This is a genomic window from Bartonella sp. LB28NMGDW, assembly GCF_042194435.1.
GTDB lineage: Bacteria > Pseudomonadota > Alphaproteobacteria > Rhizobiales > Rhizobiaceae > Bartonella > Bartonella grahamii.
Genome location: NZ_JBHIMX010000001.1, coordinates 192,482 through 216,291 on the forward strand (window position 1 = coordinate 192,482; position 23,810 = coordinate 216,291).

Below are 23,810 nucleotides of genomic sequence, written 5' to 3' on the forward strand. Positions count from 1 at the left end.
ATAAAAACATTGATCTATAATGATAATTTATCATTATTGTCATATTGAGTTATTATTCCCTGTAGGGTTTTTCTTTTTTGTAATACTTTCTATATTAAATTAATTAAAATCACTCGCTTGCACATCATTAAAAGAGATCTGTATGAATAAACACCATTGAAGAAAAGAGTAAAGTACCTCTTATGAATCCTCTTAAAGCAAGGATTTTCACAAAATTGGGAGGGAATAGTATGATGGTTTTACTTTGCACCTTGTATAAATGTAAAATGGTGGCGCATAATAAGCCTTATAAACGAGACTTTTCATAGAATTGAGAACTTTCGTGAAATGCGATCAAGCGCACTGGGAAATATCTCTTCAAAACAAATATATGAATGTACAACACAATGATATTTTATTTGGGATCTTCTTCTTGAATCGTTCTGTTTTGCGTGAAAAAATCTCCCGTTAAAAGCAATACATGGCAGCCAAAAACCGTAAAAATTCCTGATAAATACAATACATTCTTTTGCATTTTATACTGAATAATTAGATTTTTTATGATAATGTGTGGTCGTATGAAAGCTGTTTAAAAGTCTTAAAACTTTATGACCATCATTTTAAAGTCTATCCCATCATAGAAAAAACATATCGGCTACCAAGAATGATATGTTGTATTATGTTGTTCTTTTCATAAAAAATACAATACAGCGTTAATTCTTAAAAGAATTTTCTCATATTTTCAACAAGCTATTTTTCATTTTACAATCCTTCTTGCCTTTAAGTATCAACTTATCTTATGCTTATTATCTAAATCATTTTTAATACTCTACGAGCTTTTATGTTTTATCTTGCCCATATATCGGATGTACATCTTTCCCCTCTCCCGCAACCTTCCCTTTTTGAACTTTCTGGAAAGCGTCTTACCGGTTATCTGAATTGGCAAAGAAAACGTAAGAGTCAAATGGTAACAAATGTCCTAGAAACTTTAATAGATGTCTTGAACAAAAAAAAACCTGATCATCTTGTGATCTCTGGTGATCTTGTTAATCTTGCTCTAGATAAGGAATTTGAACAAGCACATCGTTGGCTACTTAACTTAGGACAACCTCAAGATATTTCCTTGACATTTGGAAATCATGACGCCTATGTCCGCGGTGCTTTCCAAAAAGCATGTACTCTTTTTAAACCTTGGATCACAGGTGATGTCCCTCAAAAAAGCGCCTTTCTTTTTCCTTATATGCGCATTCGCAAAAATGTCGCCATCATAGCAACTTCTTCAGCCATCGCGACACCACCTTTTCAAGCTTCTGGTTATTTTGGTAAAATGCAAGCGCAAACTTTACCGCTCTTTTTAAAGGAAGCAGCACAGCGTAACCTTTTTCGTGTCGTCATGATTCACCATCCCCCCTTTCCCAAGGCAACATCTTGGCATAAAAAACTACGAGATATAAAACGTTTTCTAGACGTTATCAAATATCACGGTTGCGAACTTATTCTTCACGGACATACTCATTTACCCACATTGAATTACATTGAAGGACCAATTAAAAAAATTCCTATTGTTGGTGTTCCTTCCGCATCACAAGCTTTTGGTGATAAAAAACCACCCGCAGGCTTTAATTTATTTTCCATTGAACACTTACAAAATCAATGGTACTGCCAATTGCAACGTTATAGCATTATCAACCCTCAAAACGAGATTGCATGTATTGAAACAATTAATCTTTAAACACCTTCATAGTTGCCAAAACAACCAAAAACGAAAATATTTTTATTTCATATCCCTTTGGAAATCATAATTCTTATTTCCCTTTTTCTCCTTAAAAGACAAAGTTTCACTTTCTCTGTCGATAAATTAATTTCTCTCAGAGAATTCTATCTGCTACCCCTCTTATATGACTGGCTTTACAAGCTCATCGGTCTATTTCCTTCCCGTCCTAAAGGACGAAAACTTCTACCACACCTGATCTATAAATAATCCAGATTCTTGTCGCACAGATTCCACCTGCTAATTGTGCATGTGATTGACTTCACAAAGTTCTACACACAAATCATGCCTTGAATTTTATCATACACTCCTCCAAAAGCATCTAATGCGCAAAATCCTTATACCACTACAGTGATGTATCTTCTATAGAATAATAGAGAACCTCATTCAGATTCTATACCTGAAAATCAATAACTAAAGTATATAATTTCAATAACCAAACATACTTGTAGTTCATGAACAAATGATGTTGATTGATTTATCGTCAATACAGATTTATCGTAAATATATTTGAAATAATCCCCTACTATTTCATTCGACATTTATTATCGTACATTTAAAAGATTTATAAAAATAATAGATTCTATTTCTATAATAGGCATAGTTAATAATGTTTTTTATGTCTCGATAAATTCATAATTTGCTATCTATTTTTTCCTATAAATCACTTTATAATAATCTTTATAGATATTTTATTAATATAAATTATTATTATTAAGTTTTATTGCGGATGTAGTTTTACGTGCTTTAACGATTTTTTGTTATTAAATAAATATCTTACGACAATGAAAAACAGAAACGTCGATTGTATGAGAGGTATTTCAAATAAAACAAAACGCAATTAAGTTGCCAATTCATGTGTTTGTTTTAAAAAAGCATCTTTTAAAGCACCCAAATCCATTTCCCACAGCACCTATGAATAATGTAATGATAAGTCCATTTAGCAGCACCATCTTTACGTTTATGAAAAAGCCAGCTAGTATCAAAATCTCACACTTTGCCAAGTCCCAATGCAGCGACAGCCTTTGGCACTTGAGAAGGTTCATAAGGAGTATTTTTATTCTTTCTTTCATGTTTTTTATCTCACGGCTCTCCCTCCTTTTGACGTGCAAAAGACATGGTTTTCACTGGTTCAACATGGTATAGGTTTAAAATGAGAAAATCTTATGATACTTGGGTCTCTCACTCAACATGAAAAAGTAAATTATATTTATAAATAAACGTATTGTTCGAATAAAATAGTAACTCTTTTGAGTGAAGGATATTTCACTGCACATATCTAAAAAATAAAAGCCTCATTCTAAAATGAGACTTTTGAATTTTTAATTCGGCAAAAACTAAAATTTATAAGCTACACCCACGCGGAAATCGTTTGTCTTGTAGCCCATTTCAAATTTATCATGCACGAACTTCTTCTTACCAAAATCTGAATAACGGTATTCTGCACGCACAATAACATTATCAGCCATTGCAAAATCAACACCACCTCCGAGGGTATAACCAATCATGGTCTTTTTTTCATCATGCAACCAATCAGAAAAATTAACTGCTCTGTTGTTGCTGTCAGCAACTAACCCAAAAATATTCTGAAGTTGCGTATAAGCAATCCCTCCAGAAACATAAGGCATTACACGCTCAATCGCAAAACCAACTCTCACCCGCGTAGCACCAGCCCATTTTTGTTTTAAAGTATGACGTACAGCTTCAATAGGTATTGTCGAATCCTCCTCATGAGAATCTCTTGTTAGATTTGCTTCTTCTGAAGAATCTTCTTCAGTTTGACTTTTTTTGGGTCGATTAATATCTTTTGTACCCTTTTTATCAGACCACATAATATCCGTATCAATACCTATAATAAAACCATTATCGATATCAATATTGGAACCTGCATAAACTCCCCCTATAAAACCAGAAAGTTTAGGTAAATCCTCCTTTCCAATTGGATTCCATATCCCCGTCTCATCTTTTAAATAACTTGCAGTTGTTTTACCTGAAAAGCTACCAATCTGTCCTCCAAGATAAAATCCTGTCCAAGAAAAAGCAGGAGCTGCAATAACAGGAACGGGCTGTTCAGGAGTAACCATATCCGCCGCCTGTACTACAGAAATTGAAATTAAAGAAAAGATAGATGTTGAGACTAAATACTTTGTAATCATAATTGCTCCCCTAAAAGCTAATGTGATACATAAATAATAGTAAATAGTTTCACAGTTTTTTTTTAAAATCTATAGCAAAAATGACACAGTTATAAAAAAATAAAATTAGTTTTAATAAATAATATTATAAAAAAATTTAAATATGCTTTATATTTCCATTAATTATTACATATTAGCTTTTATAGCTTCATATTAATCATGATTATACAAATAATTATAATATCAATTTTTTGAAAAAATGAGATATGTAATCAATAAAGATTTTTATCATATTGATTTTAATATTTTGGTATTATTAGTGTAATGAGACATAATCTCTATAAGTTTTTATATAAATATGTACGATAAAAACACTCTTGCATATATTTTTGTGTTGAATATCCCTTAATTCATAAATGTATCTGATATACCGCTGCTTAATAAATGACCCATATGCTTTTATCATACACATGAGATAAGGCTCATAAAGAATATCATTCACTAAACTCGTCACTCATCGCTTTTTGTATAAAGAATGACACATCTAACAGAAATTTTTTTTCATCACACTTGAGAAACCAGTAGAGAACTTCACTCTAACCCTCTCAAGTGTGTAATGAAATAAAAGACAAAAATTAATATATAAAAACGGAATTAATAATTTTTATTATTCTTATAAAATTATTTTAATGTTTCATGATTTTTGTAAAAACTGAACAGACCAATTGCCCAGTTTCTGCAATTAGTTTTTCAACACGAAGCAAATCAGGTTCCCCAACACTATTTAACAAAAGGTCACTTAATCCAGGTGGCATATCATTGGGATCAAGAGAATCATTTAAGCAAAGCCGTATAATTTGACTCAAATTTGTATAAAGATGATAGGCATAATGTAAATCAGCAATACATGACTGATTAAGAAAACTGTCTGGTAAGTGATCTAAAATATCAGCTGTTGTTGCTCCAATTTGAAACTCAATGACATGCGTAATAAGAGAAAATTGAGCAATAAACTCCAAATCCATAATGCCACCAGACATCGTTTTTAAATCCCATTGATTTTTTGGCGGCTTTTCTTTTGCAATCAAGGAACGCATTTCACATACTTCTTTTGCAACTTCCTTCTTATCACGAGAAATAGCAATAATTGCACACACTTCATTTTCTAGCTTTTGTAAAAAATCAGGATCTCCTGCAATGCCTCGAGCCCTTGTTAAAGCAAGATATTCCCATATCCATGCTTCTTGGCGATAATACTTTTTAAAAAATGGAAAAGAAACAGCAACAGGTCCTTTATTGCCTAACGGCCGTAACCTTAAATCAACGACATAAAGAACACCTTGGCTTGTAAGAGTGGATAAAGCAGAAATGAGGCGCTGTGCTAAACGCGTATAATATTGAGAGATATAAAGAGGCTTTTCTCCATCAGATATTTCTGCATCATCATCGTGTTCATAAAGCAAAACGAGGTCAACATCGGAATCTGCTGTTAATTCGCGACTTCCAAGCTTCCCCATACCCAATATGCCAACACGCCCCCCTTTAATACTACCATGAAGACGAGAAAATTCCTCTTGAACGGCAGCAAATGTTTTTGTAATCATAAGATCAGCAAGCGCAGTAAAAGCAAAACCCGCTCTTTCTCCTGTAATTGCACCATTCAAAATTCGAATACCAATTAAAAAACGTTGTTCATCTGCAAAAATTCTTAAATGGTCGAGAATTTCCTCATAAGAAAGAATATTTTCAAGAAAATATTCAAGCCGTTTTTCTAAATACGCTTTTGTTGGTAATTCTGAAAGAATATTCGGATCTAACATTCCATCAAAAACATGGGATCTGCGTGTAATAATTTCTGCAAGACGTGGAGCAGCACCCATAATAAGGACAAGCATATCCAAAAGAGAGGGATTAGACTGTAAAAGACTAAAAAGCTGAATTCCTGAAGGTAAGCCCTGTAAAAAACTATCAAAACGCAACATCGCCTCATCAGCTCGTTTTGTCCCACCAAAAGCTTTCAAAAGAGCTGGTGTTAATTCCGTTAATCTCTCGCGTGCTTCGGCTGATTGCGTTGCTTTATAACGACCACAATGGAGAGTGCGCATAATACGACAAATATCACTTGCTCTTTCAAAGCCTAAACGGCTTAACGTTATTAATGTCTCCGGATCATCTTCTTCACCTGTAAAAACTAAATTACCAATTTCTAAACCAAGTTCTTGCTCATTCTCAAACAGTGCTGCATAATGTTTTTCAACAACCTGAAGTGTTTTTAATAAATCACGGATAAAACTGTTACTGTCTTGATAACCCATTAAATAGGCAACACTCGTGAATTGAGCAATATCATTTGGAAGAAGGTGTGTTTGTTCATCGAAAAGCATCTGAATCCGATGTTCCACATTTCGAAGAAAAGCATAACTTTTTATAAGACTATTTCTTGTTTTCTCACTAATCCAACCAAGCGTGTGAAGTTCTGCTAACATTGCAACTGTCTGACGTCCACGTAATTGAGGAAAACGCCCACCGGCAATAAGCTGTTGTGTCTGAACAAAAAACTCAATCTCACGAATACCACCACGACCTAACTTTATATTATGCCCATAAGCTGCAATTTGACCGTAATTTTTATGCGCATGAATTTGACGTTTGATCGAATGAATATCAGCAATAGCAGCGTAATCTAAATATTTCCGCCACACATAGGGAAAAAGCTCTTTAAGAAAGTTAAAACCTGCCCTCTTATCGCCAGCAACTGGACGTGCTTTAATCATGGCTGCTCGTTCCCAATTTTGTCCACGCCCTTCGTAATACCGCAAGGCAGTCCTTACTGGTAAGGCCAAAGGGGTTGATCCTGGATCTGGACGAAGCCGAAAATCAAGACGAAAAACATATCCTTCCGCAGTGCGTTCTTGAATGATACGGATTAATCGGCGTACCATTTTAGAAAATACGTCAACACTTTCAGAAAGATTACCAATATGAGGTGATGTTTCATCAATGAAAACAATAAGATCAATATCAGAAGAATAATTAAGTTCCCCTGCTCCTAATTTTCCCATCCCTAAAATAATTAAACCACAGTCTTTTTCTGGATTCTCACGGCTTAATAAATTGATCTTACCATGATCATGCGCTTCTCTTAATAGAAAACGCAGCGCTACACTTAATGCTGCTTCGCCCAAACGTGTCAACCAAGCACATGAAACTTCGTAAGTAAAAACACCACTCAAATCAGCTAAAGCAATGAGAACATGCGCTTCTCTTTTTTTGCGCCTTAAAGCAGCCATTAATGAAGTTTCATTTATAGATTCATCCTTATCAATAGCCGTAATATCATCTATAATTTCGCTCAGCCTTGTTTCTATATCAACATTTAATAAAGCACTAAGATATGATGGATTGGCAATTAAAACCTCACGCAAAAAAGGAGATAAGGTCATAACTGAACTGATAAAATCAATCTGCGTTCCACTCTCTAAGATAAGGGAAATAAGAGATTCTAAACCTTCTTCCCTTGCTTGTTCTTCCATGTCTTTTAACCATTGGGAACCACTTTTATCGAGAGGGCATAAAGGGAGAAGCTGTGTTTTTAAAAAAGCTTGTTTCGTCTGCGCTCCCTTGAAAAGCATTTTGCCTTCCTTTCTATTGCTTTATACTTTTAAAATAGTTGTTACGTATGAAAAGAGAAAAGTGAAGAAAAATATCTTTAAGGAAATAACAAAACAGCCCTAAGCCCTGGATTTGCATTTTCAAGCAACAACTCACCCCCGTGAAGCTTCATAACTGCTTTTGCTATACTTAAACCAATCCCAAACCCAGGTTGTGTGCGGCTTTCTTCAAGACGAACAAATCGTTCTGTCACTTTTTCACGTTTATCCTCTGCTATTCCTGGTCCATTATCGCTCACAACAACTAATAAATGTTCATCACGATATTCCATTGATAAGCAAACCTCCGCTTTCCTTTCACCTTTAGACGCATATTTAATGGCATTATCTATAAGGTTAAAAATTGATTGTGCAACAAGCTCACGATTCAACTTAAGCTCTTTATCAAATATATTCCCCAACCGAAGTAAAACACCTGACTCTTCAGCAAAAGGTTCGTAAATCTCAACAGCATCTTCAAGGATCAGTTTCATATTCATCATTTCAAGATGCTCAATCGCACTGCTGGCCTCAATACGTGAAATCATTAAAATCGCATTGAACGTACAAATAAGTTGATCTGATTCTGCAATAACCCTATCAAGGACCTGACGATATTCAAGCTTTGTCTTATTTCCTGAAAGCGCCTCTTCAGCGCGATTTCTAAGACGCGTTAACGGCGTTTTCAGATCATGAGCAATGTTATCTGATACTTGACGTAAACCAATATTTAACTCTTCAATGCGGTCTAACATAACATTAAGATTAGCTGACAATCGATCAAACTCATCCCCTACTCCAGAGACAGGTAAACGCCCACTGAAATCACCATCCATCAAGCGCTGTGATGCAGCCGTTACATGATCAATCCTTTGTAAAGCTCTCCTGCCAACAAAAAACCATATGAGTAAAGCGCCTCCAACCATTGCAGCAAGTGCAATGACCACAGCTTTACGAATAACCACTGCAAAACGTTCTGGCTCATCCAAATCGCGTCCTATAAGAATCTTCATAGCATTAGGTAAATCAACAATAACCGCCAAAGCGCGATGTTCACTTGTTTTGCCATGTTCTCCAAAACGGGAGTATAAAAAAGAGGTAGAAATAAAACCACTCTGATTCAAAAGACCTAATTCAATACGTGCTACATTTCCTGCTAAAATACGCCCCATAGAATCCGTGACAAGATAAAGAAATGCTCCTGGTTGTCTTGAACGATAATCAATAGTGCGCATTAATAAGGATAATCCTCCATAATTATAAGCATTTTCAATATACTTTAATTCTTCATGTAAAGCCTGTTCAGTTTGCTCTGTTAACAATGAAGCAGAAAATGCCGTCATATAAATAGAAAGCCCTGTTGCCACCAATCCAAACAATAAAATGTAAAGTGCTGAAAGCCTTAGCGCCGTCGTGCGCATTATATTAATCAAACGACTCATGCTTTGTTATCTGGTGCTTTCAGCATATACCCAGCTCCACGCACGGTATGGAGAAGGGGAACATCAAAATCTTTTTCAATTTTGGCTCTCAAACGGGAGATATGGACATCAATGACATTCGTTTGTGGATCAAAATGGTAATCCCAAACATTTTCCAAAAGCATAGTGCGTGTAACAACCTGCCCCGCATAGCGCATCAAATATTCAAGTAAACGAAACTCTCGTGGTTGCAATAGGATGTTTCTATCACCCCGTTTTACCGTATGTGCTAGCCGATCAAGCTCAAGATTACCTACACAATAAACAGTTTCTGCTTCTTTAGGATTTTTCCGCCGTTGTAAAACTTCAACACGCGCAAGAAGTTCAGAAAAAGCATAAGGCTTTGTCAAATAATCATCTCCCCCTGCACGCAACCCCGTTACACGATCATTGACTTGCCCTAAAGCAGACAGAATAAGAACCGGTGTTTCATTGCCTTTAGCGCGCAATTCAGCAATAATAGAAAGACCATCACGATGCAAAAGCATTCGATCAACAACCATAACGTCATAATTTTCCGTGGTCGCTAAAGCGTATCCCGTATCCCCATCATAAGCAACATCAACGGAATGCCCTACTTCCAAAAAAGCCTTTTCGAGATAATGCCCCGTCTCATGATCATCTTCAATAACGAGTATCTTCATAAAACGTATCTCCATTACTTTATTATGTTGTAGGACAAATATTTAATAAACATTTGTCCTACAACTAAAGCCTTATTTTTTCAAAATTGGAAGAGCAACAAAACGATTTTGATCATTTGTTCGCACTTGTAAGAGTATAGCCTTTCGTCCTAACTGCTGAGCATTTTTTATTGTGCTAACAATATCAGAGACTCGTTTAACCGGTTTATTATTTACTGTCACAATGATATCACCAGGGCGTATCCCTTTATCTGCAGCATCTGAATCGGTATCGACCTCCGTTACGACAACCCCTACACCATCATCAGAGGGTATAACAATCAGACCATAATCTTCCAATGTTTCATCTAAATCACCCCGTTCATTTGAATATTTTGAAGCCTCTTTCTTACTTTCATCTTCAGACATTGAAGCGAGCTTAACCTTGATACTCTCCTCCTTACCTGATCTCCAAATCCCTATAGTTACCGTTTCTCCTGGTTTAATATTTGCAATACGTTTCGCCAGCTCACGCGTATCAGCAACCTTTTCATTATTCACTGAAATAATTACATCACCCGCTTTAATACCAGCCTTTTCTGCCGGTCCTTTTAACGGATCAGTAACCAAAGCACCTTTGGCTTCTTTCAAACCTATTGAATCGGAAATCTCCTTTGTTACCGGCTGAATCTGAACACCTAACCAACCACGTTGAACTGAACCTTTTTCAATAAGTTGTTGTACAACCTGTTTTACAGTCGCTGCCGGAATAGCAAAAGCAATCCCAACATTTCCTCCAGAAGGAGAAAAAATTGCTGTATTAACCCCAACAACCTTTCCATTAAGATCAAACGTTGGACCACCAGAGTTTCCTCTATTAACAGCAGCATCAATCTGAATAAAATCATCGTACACACCAGTGCCAATATCACGTCCACGTGCAGAAACAATACCTGCTGTCACAGTTCCACCAAGGCCAAATGGGTTCCCAATGGCAACAACCCAATCCCCAACACGAAGCTTTGAATCATCACCAAAATCAACATAGGAAAATTTTCTTTTATCACTCACTTTTAATACGGCAAGGTCGGTTTTGGGGTCTTTCCCAATGAGCTTTGCATTCAATTCTGTACCATCATCAAGAACAACAGTATAACTTGTTCCATCAGAAATCACATGATCATTGGTCACGATGTACCCATCAGACGAAATAAAAAAACCCGATCCAAAAGCAACAGGACGGAGTCTTTGCGATTGGTGGGGAAATTTATTTTTAGGTTTATCAAAATCATAAAACTCTTTAAAAAATCTTTTTAAAGGATGCTGGTCTGGTAATTGATCAAGTCCTGGACCACTAAAAAAGTTGCTAAAGAACCTATCTTCTTTCTTTTTATTGCTCTTTACTTGTACTGCTACAACGGCTGGTTTCACTTGAGCAACAATATCGGCAAATCCCTGTTGTTGTATTAACGAAGTAAATACAGAACTTGCATGAGCCTTTGTTATCCACAAGCTTGATGTACATCCACTAAAAAACAGTGCACTTTCCAATATCGCAGAAAAACTCACTGCGACAAATGTTTTAAAGAAAGCCTTTTTAACCATTTACTCTATGCTCCTATTCAATCATACCTTTATTCCAATTTCGATCACTTATAAAACACCAGACCTTACCATTTTCTGTCTAAATTATTAAAGTTTTGTAAGGTTTCAGTATTCCCTAATATAATTACAATAAGATTGTATGCTCATTGCAGATGATCTGATTTTTTTCTTTTATATAACATCTTTTTTAATGCAATGGCATTTTTGGCTGTTCTTCTTCATTCACATAACTCATTATTTTCTCATGATTGTTCCGTTTGAAGTGGAAAAATATGATACTTGCGCCAATGATGATAATGATCAAAGGCGAAAACCATAAAAACCAAGTTATTTTATTCAATGGTGGCTTCAAGAGAATAAATTCACCATATCGCTCAACAAGAAAGTCAGTGACTTGCTGATTACTATAGCCCATTTTTAGCCTTTCCCGAATTAAAAGCCGTAAATCACGTGCTAAAGCAGCATCTGAATCATCAATTGATTGATTTTGACAAACCGGACAACGTAAATGCGATGAAATATGGCGTGCTCGCGCTTCAAGAATCTTATCCTTTAAAATCTCATCCGGCTCTACTGCTATTGCTAATTGAAAAGGAAACGTTGCAATTAAAAAAAATACAATCCAAAGAATTTTTTTCATCTCAATGTCTTTTCCAAAAATTTAAAGCAGGCATTACCCTATTGTACATACCAATGCGAAACCAATACCCCAGAAGAGAAAGACATCCCCCCATAGCCATCATGAATGCCCCTAACCAAATACATATTACATAAGGCTTCCACCATACATGCACAACAAGACCCCGATTATCGATATGTCCTGGTACAATATATAGCTGCGATAAGCCATGATTTTTCAGACCAACTTCTGTTGTTGATGTATTTTGGCTCGAGTAAAATCGCTTTGAGGCTGTTACATGACCCACAATGTTTTTATTTTCATATATTTTAAAATAAAACTCCATTGCCGAATAATTCGAACCAACATCATCATACACTGCATCAAAATGAAGCGTTTTATCCGCTATCGTCACCCTATCCCCTACGTTCATGATTAAAATACGTTCTTGCCCAAAACTTGCCACACAAACAATACCAAATAATGTAACACCTAATCCCATATGTGCTATTGCTGCACCAAAAGTAGACCATGGCAATCCAAGAAATCTCTTAACGCGTACTGAAAAAGCTCTCTTGCCATATCCACTCTTTCCCCATAGATCCGCTAAACTGCCTAAAAAAACAAACGCTGAAAGCCCAATCCCTAAAACGGCAAAAATATCACGCACAGATGTCGCATAAAATATTATAAAACAGACGATACCAACCAATACAAAAACAAACCATAACCGTTCAAAAACTGCAAGAAAATCACCGCGTTTCCATGCCATCATTGTCCCAAACGGAACAAACAACAACAGCAAAACCATTAGCGGTCCACAGGTAAGGTTAAAAAAAGCAGCCCCTACAGAAATTTTTTGTCCTGTTAATATCTCAATAAAATAAGGATAAAGCGTACCAATCAATACTGTTGCTGTTATTGTTGTTAGTAACAAGTTATTTAAAACAATAAACCCTTCACGTGAAATTGGTTGAAAAAAATTTCCTGTTTTTAAAATAGGGGTGCGCAAAGCAAAAAGAAGAAAAGCCGCTCCTGTAAAAAACAATAAAAGTGCAAGAATTGCTTGCCCCCGTGCTGGATCAACAGCAAAACTATGAACAGAAACTAAAAGCCCCGAACGCACAAGAAAAGTTCCCATCAGAGAAAGGGAAAAAGTAAGCAGCGCTAAAAACAAAGTCCAACTTTTCAATATTTCTCGTTTTTCGAGAACAAGAGCAGAATGTAAAAGAGCCGTTCCTGAAAGCCAAGGCATAAACGAAACATTTTCAACAGGATCCCAAAACCAATAGCCCCCCCATCCTAGCTCATAATAAGCCCAATAGGAGCCAACCATAATACCCAATGTCAAAAAACACCAAGAAAGTAAAAGCCATGGACGAATCCCACGCGCCCAAATTCTATCAACATGTCCCACAATCAATGCCGCAACGGCAAAAGAAAAACAAAGTGAAAAACCGACATAACCTAAATAAAGTAGCGGTGGATGAATTGCTAATGCGATATCTTGTAAAAGAGGATTGAGACCATTTCCCTGTAATGCTGGTGGATTCACACGTAAAAATGGGTTGGATACAAAAAGAATAAATAAAAGAAAAGCACTTGTAATCCAACTTTGGCAAATTAAAACAAGCGTCTTAAAATCTTCTGGAAAATGTTGGCTAAAAAAGGCCATCAATGCACTAAAAAAAGCAAGACTTAAAACCCATAACAACATAGAGCCTTCGTGGTTGCTCCAAACACCTATAATTTTATAGAGCATCGGTTTTTCTGAATGAGAATTTTCAACAACGTTCAAAACAGAAAAATCAGATACGACATAAGCATAAATTATCACTAAAAAAGATAAAAGTAGTAATGTAAAAGTGATATATGCTAGAGGAACAGCTGTTTGCATTAACAAACGCTCTCTCCACCAAACACCTAAAGCAGGTAAGAACGCCCCTAATAAGCTTACTGAAAATGCTGCAGCTAAAAAAATATGACCCAGTTCGACAAGCACAATCGAATTATTTCTCCATACTGTAATATTTTTTCAAACGATCAGCTGTTTCTTTAGGCATATAAGTTTCATCATGTTTTGCTAAAATACGCATCCCTATAAAAAAACCCTGTTTATCAAAATGCCCTTCTACAATCACTCCCTGACCTTCACGAAAAAGATCCGGTAAGGCACCGTTGAAAACTACTTTTTCATGTTTTTTGTTATCCGTTACAAAAAAAATAACGCCTCTCTCTCCAACATATTGAACGGTTCCCTTTTCAACAAAGCCACCCAAACGCAAAGGGCGCTCCGTTAAAATATCTTCTCTTGTAATTTCAGAGGGCATTCTAAAAAAACTGACCGCATGACGCATTGCATACACTATGAGACTTGCTGCAATTGTCATAACCAAACAACATAATAATATGATCAGTAAGCGCCTTTTTTTTCGCTGCTCTAAAATAACCTTCCATGAGGCAGAACTCTTTAAAGATTGACTGTTCATAGACACTCTGCGAAAAAAGTTTAAATACGTTATAATTAAGTATCAATATTTTATTTCTTAAGAGCTTTGCACATCTTCTACATAGGTGCAAGATTTCTTTTCTCTGTATGCTCACGCGATAAATCACGTAACTGAATCATCATTTTTTTAACACGTGATTGTCCTGAAAAATTTTCAGGCATTGTATCAAGAAAGCTTTGTAAAAATTGCACTGCCTGCGCAGTTTTTCCTGCTTGATGCAATGCATCGGCCAACAACAAACGTGGATAAAAATCTGTTGGCGCTAAATCTGCTGCTTTTTGAAAAGCATTTTGTGCTTCTTGCGTTATCACTCCCCCTTCATAACCAACCAATGCTAAACCATATCCTACAAGCCTTGGAGCTGTTTCTCCATTCAAACGAAGTGCGTCTAAATAAGTATTCACAGCCTCTTGAAAAAGGCTTTCTTCGAGATACCCTACCGCTAACGCATCTGCTAGCTTGCCATCATGAGGTGCACGGAAAAAAAGCACTTGTAAACGAATAAGCTTTTCTTGCTTACTAAGAGTTTTAGGATCCTTATCCATTAATTCGCTAAAAAAATAACTTTTCACTTCTGGACTGCCTGTCAGACCATAAATATTCCATGTCATAAGAAGAACAAATAAAATACTTAAAGCCTTAAGAATATTTCTTTTTTTATAATGCATATAAAGCTTGTTAAACTCAATCGTATGCTTATGACTTCTATAACCATCCGCGGTTTGAACTTTCCATTCTTTCTTTATCTCATCATCAAAACGTAGTGAAAGAAAAAGAATACTTGCCAGAAAAGTCAGAAAAAATGCTGCAAAAATTAATAAGAGCATATCATTTTTTTCCAATACAAACAGAGAATGACTCGCTTACATTTTACCCTCTTCATGAGAAAAATGATGTGAACTGATAAAAATTCATTTTTTCATGGAAAATATTATAAATATCTATCATATATATCAATTAAGCAAAGAAACTAAAAACAATGTTTCCCTACTCTTTATGTATTATCTGAAAATACTGCTTTACAAACTTTATAGACATTTCTTGCTTAAGGCGAAAATATGTTATTCTCCCATCTTAGGTAATAAAACTTTTGCATACAACCCACCCAAATCAGAACGTGATAAAAAGAGCTTGCCACCATATTCACTGACCATATCTGAAACAATTGCTAGCCCTAAACCTGCCCCTAGTTTACTTTCATTAAACCGCCGCCCTCTTTTTAATGCTTCCTCCATTTTGTCTTCTGTTAAACCAGGGCCATCATCTTCTACAAAGATACTAAAATATTCTGTTTCTTCAACATTTTCTTCTAAACAACAAGAGATCAAAACCTTTGCTCGAGACCACTGAGTAGCATTTTCAATCAAATTCCCTATAATTTCTTCTAAATCTTCCTTCTCTCCAGAAAAAACAATATCATCAACATCCATAATAAATTGAATTTGTTTTTCAGGATTAAGCTTTTTCATAACCCGCACTAAACGTTCAAGCACACTGCGAACAGACGTATGATAGACAATACTATCGCATTGTGCTGCAATCCGCGCACGCTGAAGATAATGATTGATTTGAGCTTGCATTATTTGCGTTTGCTCTCTCAACAAACAAGCCTTTTCTCCGCGCATCTTATCTATCTCATTCATAATCACGGATAGAGGCGTTTTCAATGAATGAGCAAGATTACCAACCTGTGTGCGAAATCGCTCAATAATACGCTGATTATTATTAATGAGAGCATTCATCTCTTGTACAAGCGGCATTACTTCGCTTACTAAATCCGTATTCACATAGTGAACTTTTCCTTCGCGAATATCATTCAATGCGCGTCGAATAAGCTTCAACGGTTGAAAACTAAAGAAAATAATAGCAATATTAATAAGGACACTCCCGATACCAAAACTCCAAAGAAAAATTTGCAAAGTTCGCTTAAATTCCTTTACCTGGGCATGAGCTTCATCGATATTCCCAACAAGCCGAAAACGTGCAATATGATTTTCATTATCAAGAACAACATCACTCTCAATCACTTGTAGCTTTTGACCATTGTTCCCCTTTATCCGATAAGAGCGAAAGAACTTATTGTCAAAAGGTATATCAACATCACTTGGTGTAAATATCTCGCCTGTTCCCAATGAGGGGGATGTCAATCTTCCTTTTAAATTATGGGATATCGCAACAACTTCCCAATACCATCCTGTTGTTGGATCAGAATAACGAATATCATCAATCCCAGCCCCTCCTCTCAAAGTACCTTCCGATGACACCGTCACTGTTGCAATAAGACTGTAGAGTTGAGCAGAAAGAATACGCTCTAGGCTTTGTTCAGTTGAACGTTTATAAAATAAAATACTTACTGCAGAAATCGATAAAAGAGAAATAACAACCCATAATGTTGATAAGACCATAACACGTAAACTGAGAGATCGAGTAATTACAAAAAAGAACCTCCTACACCAATTATTCTCTTCGAAAGTATTCATTAATCACCTAGCGTTCTCACGCGATACCCCATTCCTCGAATAGTTTCAATCAAATCCACTCCAAGCTTTTTCCGTAACCGACCTACAAAGACTTCCACCGTATTCGAGTCCTTATCAAAATCCTGATCATAAAGATGTTCAGTAAGCTCTGTTCTTGAAATGACCCTATCACAATGATGCATGAGATACGAAAGTAGTCTGAATTCATAAGATGTTAGTTTAATCAACTGACCATCCACAAAAACACGAGACGTCTTCGTATCCAACAAAACATTTCCGCAACATAATGCACTTGTCGCATGTCCCGTAGCGCGACGAATTAATGCCCGTAAACGCGCCATCACTTCCTCCAAATGAAATGGCTTCACAACATAATCGTCAGCCCCAGCATCAATACCGTGCACCTTATCAGACCAACGGTCTCGCGCTGTTAGCATTAAAACAGGCATGGAGTGCCCTTCTTGACGCCATTTTTCAACAACACGAATACCATCAATATACGGTAAACCTATATCAAGTATCACCGCGTCGTAAGACTCTGTGCTACCTAAAAAATAAGCCTCTTCACCATCGAAAGCACTATCGGAGACATATCCTGCACGTCTTACAGCTTCTACTAATTGATGGTGAAGATTCCGATCATCTTCAACGATTAAGATACGCATCACAACACCATCTGCCAAAGACTAATCAGCAGGAACAAAAAACTCAACACGACGTAACTTTTCACCATTACGGGCTGGTACAACAACTACAATTGCACACATGTCCTTTCCGTCCTGAACTACCGATTTTGAACGGACGAGAACCCCGCTCTCTTGCGCGGCAACCTTCTTACCTACTTCAGCACACCCAGAAGCTAGAACAGAATCTGCTCCTAAAAAAGCTGCTATTATTACAAACAAGAATTTTTTTTTCATCATAAATATTTCAATAACCCATCTCTTCTTTTCCTTGATAAAGAATAAAAGAAATAATGTTTTTTTTGGGTCGACTTAAAAATCACAAATGGAAATAATTTATCCTCTATCTTACAGAAGAACACATTAATATTATTCCAAATTTTTAAAAACTCAAAATAAAATATTTTTAATAATGAGAATAAAATTTATTCAATAAAATAATAAAATCTTAATACACTATCTTACGAAAAATGAATAATTCTAAAATAAACTCTTTCTCTGTTAGCACTATAGCAAAAAAATACTTCTACTCCATATAATTATTGTAGATTTGTTTGGTTGTATTTCTTTGCCATAGGCTCTCTTTAAATGTTTGATTTTTTTAAAAAAAAGAAAAGGCAACATCGTAAGCCATTTCACAGTCCTGCTCTCATTGAATTAGACGCACGATTAGACACAGCGCTTTATCACATTCGTTCTGCTAACAGTTTTTTCTGGAAAAAGGCAAAAATCGTCTCACAAAATTTTCATCTTCAAGGATGGAAACGTTTTATCGTTGAAGTTCTCGATGAAATACTGACATTAGGGTTGATGGGATTTACTCTTTTCACTATTTTAGGCATTTCTATTTTTGAACTGACCAAAACAGATTGGTCTTCTCCTAAAAACTTTTCCATTCTTTTTCTAGATCGCTATGGAAATTCCATTGGGCACCGTGGTGCATTGCCAGCGATCTCTGTCCCCGTTGAAGAAATGCCTGACACTGTCATTAAAGCGGTTCTTGCTACAGAAGACCGTCGTTTTTTTGATCATTGGGGTATTGATTTTCAAGGACTTACACGGGCAATTTCACAAAATATGCAAGCTAACGGTGTGGTGCAAGGTGGCTCAACTCTCACACAACAATTGGCTAAAAATTTATTCTTAACAAACGAGAGAACCATAACACGTAAAATCAAAGAAGCTTATCTTGCTCTTTGGCTAGAAGCAAATTTTAGCAAAAAACAGATTTTACAACTTTATCTTGACCGGGCCTATATGGGAGGAAATAATTTTGGTATTGCCGCAGCGGCAAAATTTTATTTTGGAAAAAACATACGTCATATATCCTTAAGTGAATCTGCTATGTTAGCAGGACTCTTTAAAGCTCCAACAAAATATGCTCCTCATAGTCATCTCTTTGCGGCTCAAACACGTGCCAATGTAGTCCTTTCTAATCTTGTTAATAGTGGCTTTATGACGAAGAGCCAGATTATCAATGCGCATCGCCACCCTGCTAGGGCACTTCCCCAAATAGAAAATAATCAGGCTGATTATTTTCTTGATTGGGCATTCGAGGAAGTCAAAAAAATGCGTAATCAACTTCCAAGCCATAGTTTAATTATTCAAACGACCCTTGATCCGAATATTCAAAAAGCAGCAGAAGAATCAATTGCATATCATTTACATCAATATGGTCAACAATATCGCGTAACACAAGCTGCCACTGTTATACTCGATAATAACGGTGCCGTATGCGCAATTGTTGGAGGACTAGATTATAAAAAGAGTCAATTTAACAGAGCAACACAAGGCGGACGGCAAACTGGTTCTTCATTCAAACCCTATGTTTACGCAACCGCACTGGAACACGGACTGTCTCCCTCAACAATCGTTCTAGATGCTCCCATCAATTGGGGGGGGTGGACACCAAAAAATAATTCTGGTCGTTATTTGGGGAAAATTGATTTAGCAACAGCTTTAGCTTTTTCCATTAATACAGTCCCTGTGTATCTCACCTATCAATATCTTCACCGCGATACCCAACCCATCATAGATCTCATCAAGAATATGGGGATTAACGCGCATATTTTATCACACAAAACGATGGTTCTTGGCACTTCCAACATGACCCCCATGGATCAAGCTACAGGCTTTAATGTCTTTGCGAATGGCGGGATAGCTGGTAATCGTCATGGGTTTACACAAATCAAAACAATTGATGGTCGTGTCGTGTGGGATCTCGAACATAACGGAAAAAAATTACACCGAGTTCTGAGTGAACAATCAACAGCTTATATGAACCAAATGATGGTGGGTGTCACAACACGAGGGTCTGGTAAGCGTGCTGCTCTGCCTATGACTCTTGTCGCTGGGAAAACTGGAACATCACAATCCTATCGTGATGCTTGGTTTGTTGGCTTTACTGGTAATTATACTGGAGCGGTATGGATGGGAAATGATAACTTTTCACCGATGAATCGTGCTTTTGGGGGTGGAGTCCCTGCCATGATATGGCAACGCATCATGCTTGCTGCACACCAAAATATTATGCTCAAACAACTCTATGGTGTTAAAGATTCTCTTCTTCCTTATCATCCCCCAATACTTTCCTCCCATGTAGATTCTGAATTTTTTCCCCCAACACCCTCTACGCTTTCTCCTGAAACATTGAATATTGTGCGATTGATTAACAAAGATCTGAAAAAACCATCTGCAATTTCTTTGAAGATGAAAACAACTGGAGATTCAACATTTTGAATTCAAGATATTCACTGATGTTTTTTAATATCACCATTTTCTTTTTTATCTTCGCTTTTTCTATTTTATGTGGAAAATTGAGTGTCGATTATGTGCTCAATTCCTTTCATCATTTTGGACTCTTTAGAATTGGAAAATGGAGTGCTTATCCACAAATGGGAACCGCCAATATGGATCCCTATACCCGCGCCCGCACCGCTAAACAAGGCATTGTTTCACTCGGACGTACTGAAGGTATACAATTCCAGATTTGGCAAGATAACCAAGGGCGTCCACTCCACCCTCGCTGTGATTATTTGCTCAAAGGCACCATTCCTGAAACCCGTCTTTTTACCCTTTATACAGCTGACAAATCCCTAAAGCCCTATACTTCATCCAAAGAAATACCTTTTGAACTCCACACGAACGCTATTACTTATGAGCATGATGGCTCATTGCGCATCAATATTTCACCTACACCGCAAGCCGGCAATTGGCTTGCAACAGTTAGTCAAAAAGAATTCGGGCTTATTCTTACCTTATACGATACCCCAATCATCTCTGCAACGGCATTACAAAAGCTTACAATGCCATCAATAGAACAAATTCCATCAGGACAAATAAATTGTGACTAGATTCATTTATATCGCACTTCTTGCAATCATTGGCGCTATTATCGTTCATATTTGCGTTCTCTTTCTCATCCCCTATTGGGCACAAAATAATATATGGACAGCACTTAAAAAATCCGGCGCCCCTTATCAATTTGTTGCTTTTACTCCCGATAATCCTATTCAACAATCTGCTGATCCACTCTTTCTTCTTAAAGTCTGCAGATTTAATCTTGAAAATGGACCTGTTCATTTAAAAGCTTTGAAAACACGACAATTTTGGTCACTCGCTGCTTACACACACAAAGGAATTATTTTCTATAGCCTTAATGACCGAACAGCCCCTGATGCTACACTCGATCTTATTATTGGAAAACCAATACAAATAATAGAACTCAAAAAATCAAAACCTAAAATAAATGCTAATTCAGTTTTGGTTGCTAAAAATTTGAATGAAGGTTTTGTCATTTTACGTATTTTTGCCCCTTCTTCACTTGCAAAAAAGGAAAGTGAAGCTTTCCTTTCATCTGCGACCTGCCGCATATTTTATGAATAAAAACGGACTAACCTCTCATTTGTACAACACCTTACTTTCTATACAAAATCAACAAAGCATATAAAAATGGTTATCTTTTTTCTCTATTAATCGAATACTCGAATTCAAGTTTGTCTGATTGTAGATCCCTCAATTTTTTATTGAGGTAGAATGAAATCTCTATTGCACATCATCATATCCTATTTGATACGCATTATCTGACAGAAAAAACTCCCCGCAATCAGAAGAGAAAAATCAAGAGTAAAGTTCTAGAAAAATATGCTGTTAACGACTGTAAGCTTGCTATTTGAATTTATTTCTTTTTATTTACAAACGTTTCCATAAAGTTCGCATCAATGACATGATAAACTATAGAAGAAATACTGATTACCTTCCATGAAGTGCGAAAATAATCGCTGGAAACTTATAAGACATTATGCATCCTTGACCTCAAAAATAAGTGCTTTATTTTTCTCTTATAAGCAGAAGCTTTTTGTAAGATAGGCACTCTGAAAAAACTTGGCTTATAGTTTACAATTGAGGGGAAAAAACTTCATGAAGAAGAGATATGTTCGGTTCGTTTCAAGAGCAGCAGTATGGTCCCCTCGATTTGGTGGATTAGCGTTCTTTATTTTATTATTTTCAGTCATTTTACAACGTTTTTCCGTCATTAACGTAACCGACTTCATAATTTTGATCGGAATCTCTACCGGCTGTGTGATTATTTCTCTTTTTCTTGCTTTAAAAGCACTTTACAGCTTATGGGTCTATGGAGCCCTAGGGGGAATGAAAGCTTTAAAAGGGATCATTTATTCGGTAATAACGGCTACACCACTGATGTTATTTTTTGGACTTTGGTTTACCTTACCGGCTCTTTACGATATTTCTACCGATACACAAAGCCCGCCGGCTTTTTTTCGCACAATACGTCCCAGCGATGCTTTACCGCTCAAAAGTGTTTTGACTGAACAAGAAACATTACAGATGTCACAATGGCCAGAACTATCGGGGCGCCGTTATGATGGTTCACCTGACCGTATTCGCGAATCTGTTCTTAATGTTTTAGCAGACTATGATTGGCCTGTTGTGGCTCAACGAGAGTTTAAAGGTGAAGAAAATGCGCTTTATATTGAAACGAGAGCAAAAACTTTTTACCTTGGGTTTATTTCGGATATCGTGATACGCTTAACTGATGAAGGGGATACCACTTTTGTTGATATGCGTTCTGCTTCTCGTTATTTGCCAAGAGATTTGGGGACAAATGCTGCTTTTATTATCGATTTTATGGATGCCCTTGATACAGAAATCGCGTCACTTCCTCTTTCTCAAGACGATGAATAACGATCAAGAGCGAGAGAGAAGACACTTTATTTCACAAAAATTGCTTATTTTTCAATAAATCATGATACATAAGCAAACAATCACTTTTCAAAAACTATAAACTGACAATGCTTATACAAAAGACAATAATCTCAAAACAACTCATTCTTTAAATAATTAAAAAGATTCAAAAATAGGAAATAAAAAACAGAACTCTTGATGACAATACTGATTTAAAGTATCTATCCCAATGTAATCAGTAAAAATTTTTTAAAGATAAATATTATATAAAAATAATAACTTATTTTTTATAAATAACTCTACAAATAACACCTTATAATTATATTTTAAAATAATATAACAAATTGATTTTATATTATTTTAAAATTCCCATATATTTAACTAATAAACTTCCAGAATAATATATTATAAAAAATATAATTGTTGATAATATTATTCTTTTTATACTCCAGTTCTCACCTTTAAATCTATTGAAAAAAAACATGAAAAATCCAAATGCAATTGCTGTCACTAAGGAACTAATAAAAGTATACATAACAAAGAATCCAAAATAAAATATCTATTATCATAAACAAAAATATCCCTGATCTCAGAAATATCTTACTAGCTATTTTCTAAATAAATTAGAAACAGTGTCCCTCCACTTTACGGATGACATTGATTGTACTTATCTATCAAACCGTTAGCAGTTCCTCCTAATCCGCCTCCTACTGCTCTAGGTAGACCAGCTACTGCACCCAAGCCCCTCCTCCTAATTACGGGGGGCTCCCACGAGACCGTCTGTGCCTACTGTTGAGCATAAGAACCTGCGCTACAATCATCTTCTTCTGGAAAAGCCAACTGTTTGGATGTGAGTTACTACTTTAATCATTTGATAAGCATGCTATTTAGCAAAAAATCAAATATAATTTGTAAAAATATATAAATTATAATAAATAATAAAATAATGATAATAACGTAATTCTATATTATTTTAAAATTCCTATATATTTAACTAATAAAATTCCAAAATAATATAATATAAAAAACGTAATTGTTGATAATATTTTCCTTTTTATACTCCAGTTCT

The 23,810-nt window shown here is 36.0% G+C and carries 17 protein-coding genes; 5 read left to right on the plus strand and 12 right to left on the minus strand.

From position 1 onward, the window contains the following. Nucleotides 1–820: 820 nt before the first annotated feature. A complete protein-coding gene (locus ACFIKG_RS00805; protein WP_375651571.1) occupies nucleotides 821–1,711 on the plus strand; it encodes a metallophosphoesterase family protein in 891 nt (296 codons plus the stop codon). 1,376 nt (nucleotides 1,712–3,087) lie between these two features. Here the strand turns inward: ACFIKG_RS00805 and ACFIKG_RS00810 are convergent. From ACFIKG_RS00810 to ACFIKG_RS00865, 12 genes are all read right to left on the minus strand, one after another. Further along, nucleotides 3,088–3,906: an outer membrane protein gene (locus ACFIKG_RS00810; RefSeq protein ID WP_375625090.1), complete on the minus strand. Its 819-nt coding sequence runs from the start codon at nucleotides 3,904–3,906 to the stop codon at nucleotides 3,088–3,090. A gap of 665 nt (nucleotides 3,907–4,571) precedes the next feature. Further along, on the minus strand, nucleotides 4,572–7,517 hold the full coding sequence (locus ACFIKG_RS00815) for a bifunctional [glutamine synthetase] adenylyltransferase/[glutamine synthetase]-adenylyl-L-tyrosine phosphorylase (RefSeq protein WP_375625091.1): 2,946 nt from the start codon (nucleotides 7,515–7,517) through the stop codon (nucleotides 4,572–4,574). Between the two features lie 77 nt (nucleotides 7,518–7,594). After that, complete coding sequence (locus ACFIKG_RS00820; protein ID WP_375651572.1) at nucleotides 7,595–8,977, minus strand: ATP-binding protein; 1,383 nt, start codon at nucleotides 8,975–8,977, stop codon at nucleotides 7,595–7,597. After that, complete coding sequence (locus ACFIKG_RS00825; protein ID WP_012754868.1) at nucleotides 8,974–9,660, minus strand: response regulator transcription factor; 687 nt, start codon at nucleotides 9,658–9,660, stop codon at nucleotides 8,974–8,976. The genes ACFIKG_RS00820 and ACFIKG_RS00825 overlap by 4 nt, the downstream gene beginning before the upstream one ends. A gap of 72 nt (nucleotides 9,661–9,732) precedes the next feature. Further along, a complete protein-coding gene (locus tag ACFIKG_RS00830; RefSeq protein ID WP_375625755.1) occupies nucleotides 9,733–11,244 on the minus strand; it encodes a Do family serine endopeptidase in 1,512 nt (503 codons plus the stop codon). A 187-nt stretch (nucleotides 11,245–11,431) separates the two neighbouring features. Further along, the gene (locus ACFIKG_RS00835; protein ID WP_375625753.1) at nucleotides 11,432–11,884 is read right to left on the minus strand and encodes a cytochrome c-type biogenesis protein CcmH; all 453 of its coding nucleotides are present in this window, start codon (nucleotides 11,882–11,884) and stop codon (nucleotides 11,432–11,434) included. A gap of 1 nt (nucleotide 11,885) precedes the next feature. Beyond that, nucleotides 11,886–13,865, minus strand: a complete 1,980-nt coding sequence (locus ACFIKG_RS00840; protein WP_375651573.1) for a heme lyase CcmF/NrfE family subunit — start codon at nucleotides 13,863–13,865, stop codon at nucleotides 11,886–11,888. A gap of 7 nt (nucleotides 13,866–13,872) precedes the next feature. After that, a complete protein-coding gene (ccmE, locus tag ACFIKG_RS00845) occupies nucleotides 13,873–14,352 on the minus strand; it encodes a cytochrome c maturation protein CcmE (RefSeq protein ID WP_375625097.1) in 480 nt (159 codons plus the stop codon). Between the two features lie 77 nt (nucleotides 14,353–14,429). Then, nucleotides 14,430–15,200: a tetratricopeptide repeat protein gene (locus ACFIKG_RS00850; RefSeq protein WP_375648477.1), complete on the minus strand. Its 771-nt coding sequence runs from the start codon at nucleotides 15,198–15,200 to the stop codon at nucleotides 14,430–14,432. A 234-nt stretch (nucleotides 15,201–15,434) separates the two neighbouring features. Further along, a complete protein-coding gene (locus tag ACFIKG_RS00855) occupies nucleotides 15,435–16,853 on the minus strand; it encodes an ATP-binding protein (protein WP_375619337.1) in 1,419 nt (472 codons plus the stop codon). Further along, entirely contained in the window at nucleotides 16,853–17,518 is a 666-nt protein-coding gene (locus ACFIKG_RS00860) for a response regulator transcription factor (RefSeq protein ID WP_375625188.1), read from the minus strand. Before ACFIKG_RS00860 ends, ACFIKG_RS00855 begins: the two co-directional genes overlap by 1 nt. 21 nt (nucleotides 17,519–17,539) lie before the next feature. After that, nucleotides 17,540–17,776: a hypothetical protein gene (locus tag ACFIKG_RS00865; protein ID WP_375625100.1), complete on the minus strand. Its 237-nt coding sequence runs from the start codon at nucleotides 17,774–17,776 to the stop codon at nucleotides 17,540–17,542. Nucleotides 17,777–18,124: 348 nt separating this feature from the next. Here ACFIKG_RS00865 and ACFIKG_RS00870 point away from each other — a divergent pair, with 348 nt between their 5' ends. The 4 genes from ACFIKG_RS00870 to ACFIKG_RS00885 all read left to right on the plus strand — a co-directional run bounded on the left by ACFIKG_RS00870 (nucleotide 18,125) and on the right by ACFIKG_RS00885 (nucleotide 22,741). Continuing rightward, on the plus strand, nucleotides 18,125–20,275 hold the full coding sequence (locus tag ACFIKG_RS00870) for a transglycosylase domain-containing protein (protein ID WP_375625746.1): 2,151 nt from the start codon (nucleotides 18,125–18,127) through the stop codon (nucleotides 20,273–20,275). A gap of 17 nt (nucleotides 20,276–20,292) precedes the next feature. After that, complete coding sequence (locus ACFIKG_RS00875; protein WP_375651574.1) at nucleotides 20,293–20,889, plus strand: DUF1214 domain-containing protein; 597 nt, start codon at nucleotides 20,293–20,295, stop codon at nucleotides 20,887–20,889. Next, a complete protein-coding gene (locus ACFIKG_RS00880; protein ID WP_375625103.1) occupies nucleotides 20,882–21,421 on the plus strand; it encodes a hypothetical protein in 540 nt (179 codons plus the stop codon). Before ACFIKG_RS00875 ends, ACFIKG_RS00880 begins: the two co-directional genes overlap by 8 nt. 534 nt (nucleotides 21,422–21,955) lie before the next feature. Next, the gene (locus ACFIKG_RS00885; protein WP_375651575.1) at nucleotides 21,956–22,741 is read left to right on the plus strand and encodes a DUF1499 domain-containing protein; all 786 of its coding nucleotides are present in this window, start codon (nucleotides 21,956–21,958) and stop codon (nucleotides 22,739–22,741) included. Nucleotides 22,742–23,810 lie beyond the last annotated feature (1,069 nt).